Annotated in this window: 10 protein-coding genes, 1 tRNA gene and 1 pseudogene; 4 read left to right on the forward strand and 8 right to left on the reverse strand. The window is 44.2% G+C overall.

Annotated elements, in window-relative coordinates:
- Positions 1-2: 2 nt before the first annotated feature.
- Positions 3-1,601 (reverse strand): 2,3-bisphosphoglycerate-independent phosphoglycerate mutase, encoded by a 1,599-nt coding sequence (gene gpmI / locus RMO55_RS15745; RefSeq protein ID WP_310427971.1) that lies wholly within the window; start codon positions 1,599-1,601, stop codon positions 3-5.
- A 116-nt stretch (positions 1,602-1,717) separates the two neighbouring features.
- Here gpmI and RMO55_RS15750 point away from each other — a divergent pair, with 116 nt between their 5' ends.
- A complete protein-coding gene (locus RMO55_RS15750) occupies positions 1,718-2,323 on the forward strand; it encodes a ribonuclease HII (RefSeq protein ID WP_310427972.1) in 606 nt (201 codons plus the stop codon).
- A 160-nt stretch (positions 2,324-2,483) separates the two neighbouring features.
- Here RMO55_RS15750 and fba read toward each other — a convergent pair whose 3' ends face one another.
- The 3 genes from fba to RMO55_RS15765 all read right to left on the reverse strand — a co-directional run bounded on the left by fba (position 2,484) and on the right by RMO55_RS15765 (position 4,750).
- On the reverse strand, positions 2,484-3,560 hold the full coding sequence (gene fba, locus RMO55_RS15755) for a class II fructose-bisphosphate aldolase (protein ID WP_310427974.1): 1,077 nt from the start codon (positions 3,558-3,560) through the stop codon (positions 2,484-2,486).
- A gap of 178 nt (positions 3,561-3,738) precedes the next feature.
- Positions 3,739-3,810 (reverse strand) — tRNA-Lys (locus RMO55_RS15760).
- Positions 3,811-3,877: 67 nt separating this feature from the next.
- Complete coding sequence (locus tag RMO55_RS15765; RefSeq protein ID WP_310427976.1) at positions 3,878-4,750, reverse strand: aldose epimerase; 873 nt, start codon at positions 4,748-4,750, stop codon at positions 3,878-3,880.
- A gap of 278 nt (positions 4,751-5,028) precedes the next feature.
- Between RMO55_RS15765 and RMO55_RS15770 the strand changes: the two genes are divergently transcribed.
- Entirely contained in the window at positions 5,029-5,334 is a 306-nt protein-coding gene (locus RMO55_RS15770; protein WP_310427978.1) for a DUF6679 family protein, read from the forward strand.
- 95 nt (positions 5,335-5,429) lie between these two features.
- Positions 5,430-6,083: a Mo-dependent nitrogenase C-terminal domain-containing protein gene (locus RMO55_RS15775; protein ID WP_310427979.1), complete on the forward strand. Its 654-nt coding sequence runs from the start codon at positions 5,430-5,432 to the stop codon at positions 6,081-6,083.
- Between the two features lie 111 nt (positions 6,084-6,194).
- Here the strand turns inward: RMO55_RS15775 and RMO55_RS15780 are convergent, their stop codons facing one another.
- The 4 genes from RMO55_RS15780 to RMO55_RS22325 form a co-directional block, all read right to left on the reverse strand.
- On the reverse strand, positions 6,195-8,054 hold the full coding sequence (locus RMO55_RS15780) for an S-layer family protein (protein WP_310427981.1): 1,860 nt from the start codon (positions 8,052-8,054) through the stop codon (positions 6,195-6,197).
- A gap of 93 nt (positions 8,055-8,147) precedes the next feature.
- Complete coding sequence (locus RMO55_RS15785; RefSeq protein WP_310427983.1) at positions 8,148-8,852, reverse strand: ISL3 family transposase; 705 nt, start codon at positions 8,850-8,852, stop codon at positions 8,148-8,150.
- Entirely contained in the window at positions 8,849-9,064 is a 216-nt protein-coding gene (locus RMO55_RS22320) for a transposase family protein (RefSeq protein WP_396134348.1), read from the reverse strand. Before RMO55_RS22320 ends, RMO55_RS15785 begins: the two co-directional genes overlap by 4 nt.
- Complete coding sequence (locus RMO55_RS22325; protein ID WP_396134347.1) at positions 9,037-9,303, reverse strand: transposase family protein; 267 nt, start codon at positions 9,301-9,303, stop codon at positions 9,037-9,039. The genes RMO55_RS22320 and RMO55_RS22325 overlap by 28 nt, the downstream gene beginning before the upstream one ends.
- 153 nt (positions 9,304-9,456) lie before the next feature.
- Here RMO55_RS22325 and RMO55_RS15790 point away from each other — a divergent pair.
- A pseudogene (locus tag RMO55_RS15790) lies at positions 9,457-9,771 on the forward strand (radical SAM protein); the annotation flags it as partial.

Below are 9,771 nucleotides of genomic sequence, written 5' to 3' on the forward strand. Positions count from 1 at the left end.
TCCTACACGCCAACTCGCATGGGCGATCGAGTCTGCTGAAATTCGACTAAAGTGGGAACGACCATCGACTTACCAGTCATTTCTACAGGTTGGGGGATCTGGAGAATTTCGAGAATTGTCGGTGCGAGATCTGCTAATTTACCATCCTCACGGAGTAGAACATCGGTACCATGCCCCTGAAGTTGACGGCGTTCGCCTTCTACTAGAATTAATGGTACTTGACTGGTGGTGTGGGCCGTCCAGGGATTACCCGCTTCGTCGCACATATATTCAGCATTGCCGTGATCTGCAGTGATAATCGTCGTCCCGCCGATTTTGCCTACACCTTCTAAGAGCTTACCCATACAAGCATCTACAGTTTCGATCGCTTGAATCGTCGGTGCCATTTTACCTGTATGTCCGACCATATCGGGGTTAGCATAATTGACCACGATTAAAGCATATTTCTGTTTGGCGATCGCACTTAGGACCACATTCGTTACTGTCGCTGCAGACATGGCTGGAGCGCGATCGTATGTACTTACCTGGGGACTGGGAATCAATTCCCGATCTTCACCTGGAAGGGCTTCTTCTAACCCGCCATTGAAGAAGTAAGTCACATGGGCATATTTTTCAGTCTCTGCGACCCGAAACTGTGCTAAACCCCGCTCAGCGATGACTTCTCCGAGTAGATTCTTGAGCTGTTGTGGCTCAAAAGCGACTAGTACGGGTAGTGTCGAGTCGTATTGGGTAAAAGTAGCAAACGTCAGAGGCGTAATTTGCTCGCGGATGAAGCCAGTGAATTTTGGACTTACGAAGGCACTGGTGAGCTGTCTAGCCCTGTCGGGACGGAAGTTAAAGAAAATTACTCCGTCTCCAGATTCGATCGCACCTGGAGCAATTCTGGTGGGGTTGATGAATTCATCGGTTTTGTCTGCTGCATAACTATTTTTCAGCACGGTAGTCGCAGTTTCACCGCTACCAGATCCAGATTGGGTCATCACATCGTAAGCTAGCTTGACTCGATCCCAACGATTATCTCGATCGAGTGCGTAATAGCGACCGCTAACAGTTACAATCTTACCCACGCCAATTTCAGCGGTCGCCTGTTCGATTTTCTCGACAGCTAGTAACCCATCGCGCGGATCGGTATCGCGTCCGTCAGTGATAACATGAATACAGACTTCTGTCAGATCTCGATCGCGAGCCAGTTGCAATAAGCCGATGAGATGATCTACATGGGAATGAACTCCACCGTCCGAACACAGTCCCATAACGTGGAGTTTGCTCTGACGCTGTTTGACATCCCCACAAACTTTTACCAGCGCGGGATTTTCCAGAATACTTCCATCCTTGACAGCATCCGAAATCCTTACCAATTCTTGAGGGACAATTCTTCCTGCGCCGATATTTAGATGCCCGACTTCCGAATTACCCATCTGTCCATCGGGTAATCCTACTGCTCGTCCAGATGTGTCGATTAGAGTATGTGGATAAGCAGCCCACAGGCTATCAATATTCGGTGTTTTGGCTTGAGCGATTGCATTGCCGTGGATATCTGGTCGATATCCCCAACCGTCTAAAATTACTAGCACCACCGGAGCTATAGGTGCTTGCGCCATGTTAATCTTCGCCTTTTGTTGAGAATAAGGTCACAGCTATCATAGCAGTTATGAGTAATTCTCGATCGAGTCTACTCACATTTTGTCCCAATGCATAGATACTATTAATTCCACTCATGACTAGTTACGAATTTACCTGCTCGGAAAACCTTATCGCTGGTGTTGATGAAGTGGGGCGGGGTGCATTGTTTGGAGTAGTAGTAACCGCCGCTGTTATCTTACCCAAAAGCGCACTGATTGACTGTCAGAATTGGGGTATCAAAGATAGTAAAAAACTCTCCGCTCGGCGGCGAGAAATGTTAGTACCGCAAATTCAACAAGTCGCGCTCGCGTACAACATTGGCATAGCTACAGTAGCGGAAATCGATGAGTTAAATATTTTGCAAGCAACTTTAGTTGCCATGCATCGAGCGATCTCTGGCTTAGAAGTAACCCCAGAATTGTGTTTGATAGATGGCAATAAACCGATTCCCAATTTAGATATTCACCAGCAAACTTTAGTTAAAGGTGAAGATCGATCGATCTCGATTGCTGCTGCCAGTATTTTAGCAAAAGTTTGGCGCGATCGATTAACGATTGAACTAGGTGAGATTTATCCGATGTACCATCTTGCCAATAATAAAGGATATGGTACCGCTGCACATCTCATCGCGATCGAAAAATATGGAATCACTCCCGAACATCGACAATCATTTAGCCCTTGTCATCGGCATTCTGTCTAATTAAAATGCAATAGCCCTGACTTCTTCAAGAAGTCAAGGCTATATTCTAACCTGGTTAATTACTATTACTAAGCGGCGCAAGTGACGGGGATATTCCCGAATCCCGAACCCCGATGTTCAGATGAATAGTCTCTTTATTTACACCGCTGAATACTAGTGACTAGACGCTAACAATAACTTTAGGTGCAGGATATACACCTTTAGCGTATTTAGTCGCAAACTCTTCTAAGGAAGCAGTTTTGATTTTGCTAGCATTCCCAGCAGCCCAGAAAGCTGTGTAGCGTTCTGCACATACTTTTTGCATGTATTTAATCGATGGTTTTAGGAAGTGGCGAGGATCGAATTCTTCAGGCTTGCTGAATAATGCTTCGCGCACTGCTGCGGTGATAGCTAGGCGATTGTCGGTGTCGATGTTGACTTTACGAACACCACATTTGATCCCTTTTTGAATTTCTTCTAAAGGTACACCATAAGTTTCAGGGATTTTACCACCGAACTTGTTGATGATTGCGAGTAAATCTTCTGGTACAGAAGAGGAACCATGCATAACTAAGTGGGTGTTGGGAAGACGGTTGTGAATTTCTTCAATCCGGCTAATTGCCAAAATTTCCCCAGTTGGTTTGCGGGTAAATTTATAAGCACCGTGGCTGGTACCGATCGCAACGGCTAGTGCATCTACACCAGTTTCTTCTACGAATTGTACAGCTTCATCGGGGTCGGTGAGCAGTTGGTCGTGAGACAAAGCACCTTCAAATCCGTGGCCGTCTTCAGCTTCGCCCATGCCTGTTTCGAGTGAGCCTAAGCAGCCTAGCTCGCCTTCTACGCTTACGCCGATCGCGTGAGCGACTTCTACTACCCGACGGGTAACATCGACGTTATACTCGAAGCTTGCTGGAGTTTTAGCATCAGCTTCCAAGGAACCATCCATCATGACGCTGGTAAAGCCCTGTTTCATTGCTGAGTAGCAAGTTGCAGCACTGTTACCATGATCTTGGTGCATGGAGATCGGAATATTTGGATATGTTTCCACAGCCGCCAAAATCAGGTGGCGCAGAAATGCTTCACCTGCATAAGTCCGCGCACCGCGAGAAGCTTGTAAGATTACTGGGCTGTCAGTTTCTTGAGCAGCCTGCATAATTGCTTGGATCTGCTCCATGTTGTTGACGTTGTATGCTGGAATACCGTAGCCGTTTTCAGCCGCGTGATCCAACAAGAGTCTCATTGGGACTAATGCCATTAGAATTTTCTCCTATATCTAAATCTTTAAATATTCGATCGACAGATCGTCAATTCACGATTAATAACTAAGGATACTTTACCAAATATTTGTAGGTCTCGATCCGATTCGCGCTAAATTAAATTGCCAAACAACAAAGGGAGCAGTATAAAACTACTCCCTTCAGTTAATCTTGCAATGGGACGCCCGAGGGTCGAACTCGGGGCCAGTCGGTTAAAAGCCGAATGCTCTACCACTGAGCTAGCGTCCCGCTTAGGCGTGAAAATATCGCGCCTTTACTAATATAGCATGGGAATTAAAAATTTGGCAAGTTTATTTTAATTAAACTTGGCAGCAAAAGTTACCTTTGTACTCAAAGTCTCGCCTGGAGCTACGTGAAGCAGATCTGTACCTGTATTTAAACTGTTCCGTGGAGCTGTCCAAGGTTCGAGACAGTAAAAGTTTTTGTCTTCGACAGTCCAAAAAACGATCGTCCGATAGTTTTCGCTCGATGTCATGGTAAGAGTGAGATTTTGACTAGCATCCTTGACGGTGGCGACGGTACCAGTGATGGTAGTAAAGGCTGCATCGATTTCAGCTTGGCTAAAGTCAAATTTGCCTACGAAGGCGTGAGTTTCGCCTGTTTGCTTCTCGGTATAGCTAGTTGAGGGAATCTCAAATGTCAGGCTATTCTTATCTGGTGCGAGGAAATAAGGATGCAAGCCACTGCTAAAAGGCATTGGAGTGCTAGATTTGTTGGTATATGTTTGGTCGATCGTCAATTCACCACCAGAAATGCGATAGGTGAAGCTAACGCTAAAATCAAAGGGATAGACGGCACGGGTTGCGTCGTTACTTTCCAATGTCACTGTCAGATTCGCGTCAGTAGTTGTAGATTGATGGGTGACTGTCCAAGGTAGTTCGCGTCCAAAACCGTGCTGTTTGAGCGAATATTGTTTATCGCCAATCGAGTAAGCATTGTCAGGCAAGTTACCACAAATCGGAAATAGAATCGGGAAGCCACCGCGCACGCTCAGACTCGGATCGTCATTAAATCGACCGGCATCTAAGTACATTAACTCACGATCATTCACTTTCCAGCTAGTGGCAATTCCGCCTCGATCGGGGTAAATTGTCAGAGAACTTTGGCTCTGGGTATCATTTAAGACGTAGACTGGTTCGGATTGAGACTGCTTAGTGATGGTAAACATAATGTAGTTGGGAGTTGAGAGATAAATAACAACTTACGTTAATAGCTCGTAACTTATTAAGCAAAGAGACGAGCAAACGAGTATTATAGTTATATAGGCTACACGATCGCTGTTACGTAAATATCGATCGAGTAATTCAAAATTGGCTGCTGACATGAAAATTCTCAACTAAACCGATCGCTTCTAGTTAATTTTGGGAAAGATAATCTAGTCACTACTTATATCACTACTAGATTCCCAGTTCCGCTGCCAGATTTATTCGTTTAGGAGAGTTTACCATGTTACACCGCAAGATTTATCAAATGTGTGAAGATGGTCGGGAAGTATGTATTTTCCTCAGAGACCAACAACGGTGGATCGAACGTGCGCGGATTACTGATATCGAAGGCGATCTAGTGACGATCCGCTATGAGACTGATGAAGATGATGAAGTCTCAGCCTGGGAAGAAATGGTACGCCTGGAAAGTATCGCCTCTATCAGTCAGAAATTAGCCTCCGTTCATCGTGGGAATAGCGAGCCGCTAGTCTCCGATGACTGTCACGAATTGGAGCAAATTCGCCCTAAAACAACTCCTGAAGAGTAAGGTCTTGGGTGTTGCGGACTTGTGAGTCGATCGATGTCGGAAAAAAGTAAAATAAAACTACCTTTCCGACCCTACAACTACAGTACTTCAGATCTATGGCTAGTTATACTGATGCACAGATCGCGGCTTGGTTGAGAGGTTTACTCGCGATTGCTTGGGCTGATGGCGATTTTAGTACCGCCGAGCGCGCAACGATTATCGAGCTAACCACAACCGAGCTAGCTGTTCGACTAGATGTAACTCATTTCAACCCGATTAGCTCAGACGAGTTAGCTGCAAGCTTCGGTCGCAACTCCCAGATTGGTAGAAATTTCTTGCGGACAGCGATGATGGTGGCTGTAGCAGATGGTGTGTATTCACCACCAGAAGCCGAGTTATTGCGCGAATTTCACCAAGTTCTCAATGTAGACATCCAGGTTTTGACAGCCTTGGAGACTACGATGATAAGCGATTCTCCCCCCGCATCAGGTGTCACAAACACCCAAAAGCTTGATGTTCTATTACCCGTGCGTGAATGGCTCGATGGCTTAGAACTCCAAGATCCCAGACTAGCGCGGTTGCTATGCAAATTTATTCCGTCTCAATGTCCCTTTGAACGAGATATAACTCTTTTCGGTCACAAAATTGTGCATATCCCGCCCTTATGCAAACTTAATCCGCTCTACGACCAAACTGTTGGTTTGCGCTTCCGTGCCCTCTCTTACCTCGCAGATGAATGCGGTGAAGATGTCTCACCATATTGTTCTTAACATCAAAGCAATCGGTTTACAGGGGTTCGGGGTTCGGAAGATGCGTTGCTCAAGTGAGGGGAGATAACTCAATTGAGCAACGCATCTTTCCCCTTTCCCTTTCCCCCTCTCCTACTGAGCTGGACACACAACCTTCGACCCTATCGCTCTCTCCGCTGACTGCGCCGCGATTAACCGCACTCGCCCCTTCTTTTCAAACACCCATCCAATGGCTGGTGGTGGGTATTTCCGTGGTAGATCCGCCGTCGTAGCTGGTGTAGCTTTAACTGCACGAGCATCTTCCCACAGAGCTTCGCTCTCTTGGGGTTCGCGAGCATTTGGCGGCAATCCACCGCGCCCAGTCATATAAAATTTATGATCCCGCTGACTGGCACTACATGCTTGGGAAATCTGTTTGCTCGCATCATTGGGAGCCGCAACAAGTTCGCCCTTATTTTTACTTGGATCAGTACCTGGGGTGTTAATCTGGACGTTCCCACTTCGCCCGAATTCCGAACTAACGATGATGTCGCTATTCTCAGTTCGCAGCGGACGGAATTGGATACCAAATACGCCTTGGGCATTAATGTTCACATTACCACCCTGACCTTTAATCGCACTGGAAACAATGTCGCTATTTTCTTTGGGGACGGCAATCAGAAATTTTGAGTCGAGGGCAATATTACCCCCATCGCCGCCCTTGGTGGAACTTGTCGAAATACTACTATACCGTTGCATTAACACCCACTCCTGAGTCGCGATGTTAATATTTCCACCCTTGTCTGTTGATTCTACCGAAATATCACCTCGATCGAGATTTAGTTGCTTACTCCTAATGGTGATACCGCCAGAACGATTTTTGCTGTCGATTGTTTCTGGTTTATAAGTTGTAATAATTCCGCCCGTGTTGAGCAATGATATATTTCCGCCAGCATCGAGGGTAATTTTGCCAGCATTACTATTATTGCGCAAGCTACTACTCGCTATTTTAGCTTGATAAGAGTTAGTATCATCTTTCACCAAGGCAAGATTAGTATGACCAGCAACAGTAATATTGCCGGTTGTTGTAATATCGATGTTTCCGGCATTATATCCGGTATTTCCTGTCTTACCATCTTGAGTTGTTAAATCAAAAACAGTAGTTAAAATCTGACCTTGGTTGAATACTGCTAATTCACCAGCATTAATTTTAATATTCCCACCATTACCCTGTGCCTTGTCCTCGATCGTACTGTTGATTTGATTGCGGTTTCCCAATGATACTTTACCTGGCGTTGAGATCGTGATATTTCCACCATTTCCAGTCCCCGTTACACTAGTGGAGATAAGTGATGCGGAAAACTCATCGCCTTCTAATGATTGAACAATTCGATCTTCATTGATGGTGATATTTCCGGTCGCTGTAATGTCAATATTTCCGGCATTCCCCTTGGTGTTGAATTCGTCAAATGCCCCTAAAGAGCTAATAATTACACTGCTATTAGCAACTACCAGTTCCCCGACATTGAGAGTAATTCCCCCACTGTTTCCCACCCCATTATCTCTAATCGAACTCAAAATTGCGCCGCGATTGACGACCGATAATTTGCCAGGAGCAACCAAGGTAATTTTGCCAGCATTGCCTTCTCGATAAGTACTGCTCTCTATTTTAGCTAAGGCATCTCCCTCATCCAAGATCGATCGATCTTTAGTACCAGAGATAGTAATATCTTTGGTGGTTTTAATATCGACACTTCCAGCATTTCCCTTCTGCCCAGTTGGACTAGCCTCGGCAAAAGTCAAGATTTGACCACCATTGCGTAATTCAAATGAGCTAGCATCAATCTGAATGCCCCCACTATCGCCCGTTCCCGTCGATTGAACCGTACTGACGATCGCATTGCTATCGCTAACTAATACACTACCCCCAGCGGCGATCTTAATTTTACCGGAATTCCCATTGCCAAAGGTACTAGCGGCAATGAGCGATTCAGCACCGCTGAGTGTCCGCACATCTGGAGAAGTAGGTTCGGATAAATTAAAATGGCTCTCTCGTAGTTAAGGTTATAATTTAAACTTATTAAAGAAATCGGAGCGAAGCGGAGATTACTTTAATAAGCAAGCCAACAGTTTTTCTCTCATGAGATTAAAGCTCTTGAATCCATAGCTTTGACGTACAATTAATTTGATTTTTGTATTAAGTCCCTCCATGGCACCACTTGTGGTTCTGCTTAGAAAGTAATTAGCAATTTCTGGTAAATGATTTTCTAATGTATTTGCCGCACTTCCGAGTATAATTCTAGCAGAAACTAACCATTTCTTGATTGCCTTCAAGCCGCACTTAACAGTGAGATTACTTTCATATATATCTCGCAGATCTTCTTTTAATTCGTAAGCTATACCTAGCAATGGTGATTGATGCAATAATTCAGATAAATCCTGAATTTCTTGCTCTGACAAAGACTGGTTATTGCTTAACAACAAGTAGCGATTTTTAAGTCCTTTAAAGTCTAAATCAAGTCGAAGCTTATTGAGAGATTTATTGACCAACTTCATCACATGAAATCTATCAATCGTAATCACTGCATTCGGAAAAACTTCTTTGATTACTTTTGGAAACCCACCCCACATATCTACACATACTTCTTTCACTGAATCTCTAACAGATTCAGGCTGCTGCTTGAGTACAGCTATTATATCGTCACTTTTATGAGAATCAATTACTTCTAATAAAGAACTTTTATCTAAGTCAACAAGGACTGTCGCAAATTTTCCTTTTCCTTTCCGACGACTAAACTCATCTAAACTCAAGCGTTGTGGAGCACCCCAGTCTTTTTTTTAAATTCTGTCTCAGCAACCTTACTAAATATTCTCTGAATCTGGTCTGTGCTTAAATCTTCACTACGACTAACTTGCTCGCAGCTTGATTCTTTGACTCTTTCATAGATATATTTTTGGTATCTTTGGGTAAATCTTTGTCTCTTCTCTGCCCATACTAGTTGCTCAGTTGGATATTTTGGCAGTTATTACAATAGAACTTCCGTCTAGGAACTTTCAAGTATACTCCAGCTCCACTAATTGATAAATCTCTAATTAATATGTGACTAGTTTGATGAACTATATCTGTGTAACTTTGACAATTAGGGCAGTTAATACCCTCATTAGTTAGCTGTAAATGGATAAATATAAATTCAGCTTCCTTATAGCAAGTGAAAACGGTGGTATTCGGTAAATTTAATAAAGAGTTTAGATGAAAGTCCATATTGAGGAGGAGTGTAAAATGTAGCGATCGTTACATTTTACACTATTTAGCGGAGAGAGCCCTCAGATCGACCGACTAAACAGCCGTACCAGATTTCGATACAATTCTTCATAGTTCATGTACTGATGTTGGAATAGAAACAAGAATGACATTCTTGCTCGAATTCAGGGTTATCTCCAGACAAGGAGAAATCGGGTCAGTATTGGGGTGCAAGCATTTCAAGATAACTTATTGCAACTATGCGGTCGATCGCATAGTGTGGCTGATATTTACGCTGCTGTAGAGCTACTTCATCGAGGAGGTGTCAAGAACTGGAGTTTGGATCTGATTTCTGGTTTACCGCAACAAACGTTGGCTGATTGGGAGGATTCTTTAAAATGTGCGATCGATCTCAATCCCCAGCATATTTCATGTTACGATTTAATCGTTGAGGCGCAGACTCCATTCGCCAAACAATATCAGCCAGGG

The sequence above is a fragment of the Chamaesiphon sp. VAR_48_metabat_135_sub genome, from assembly GCF_031418915.1.
GTDB lineage: Bacteria > Cyanobacteriota > Cyanobacteriia > Cyanobacteriales > Chamaesiphonaceae > Chamaesiphon.

Coding starts and splice junctions, on each gene's coding strand:
- gpmI (WP_310427971.1), bottom strand. CDS start 1,601: ATGGCGCAAGCACCTATAGCTCCGGTGGTGCTAGTAATTTTAGACGGT.
- RMO55_RS15750 (WP_310427972.1), top strand. CDS start 1,718: ATGACTAGTTACGAATTTACCTGCTCGGAAAACCTTATCGCTGGTGTT.
- fba (WP_310427974.1), bottom strand. CDS start 3,560: ATGGCATTAGTCCCAATGAGACTCTTGTTGGATCACGCGGCTGAAAAC.
- RMO55_RS15765 (WP_310427976.1), bottom strand. CDS start 4,750: ATGTTTACCATCACTAAGCAGTCTCAATCCGAACCAGTCTACGTCTTA.
- RMO55_RS15770 (WP_310427978.1), top strand. CDS start 5,029: ATGTTACACCGCAAGATTTATCAAATGTGTGAAGATGGTCGGGAAGTA.
- RMO55_RS15775 (WP_310427979.1), top strand. CDS start 5,430: ATGGCTAGTTATACTGATGCACAGATCGCGGCTTGGTTGAGAGGTTTA.
- RMO55_RS22325 (WP_396134347.1), bottom strand. CDS start 9,303: ATGGACTTTCATCTAAACTCTTTATTAAATTTACCGAATACCACCGTT.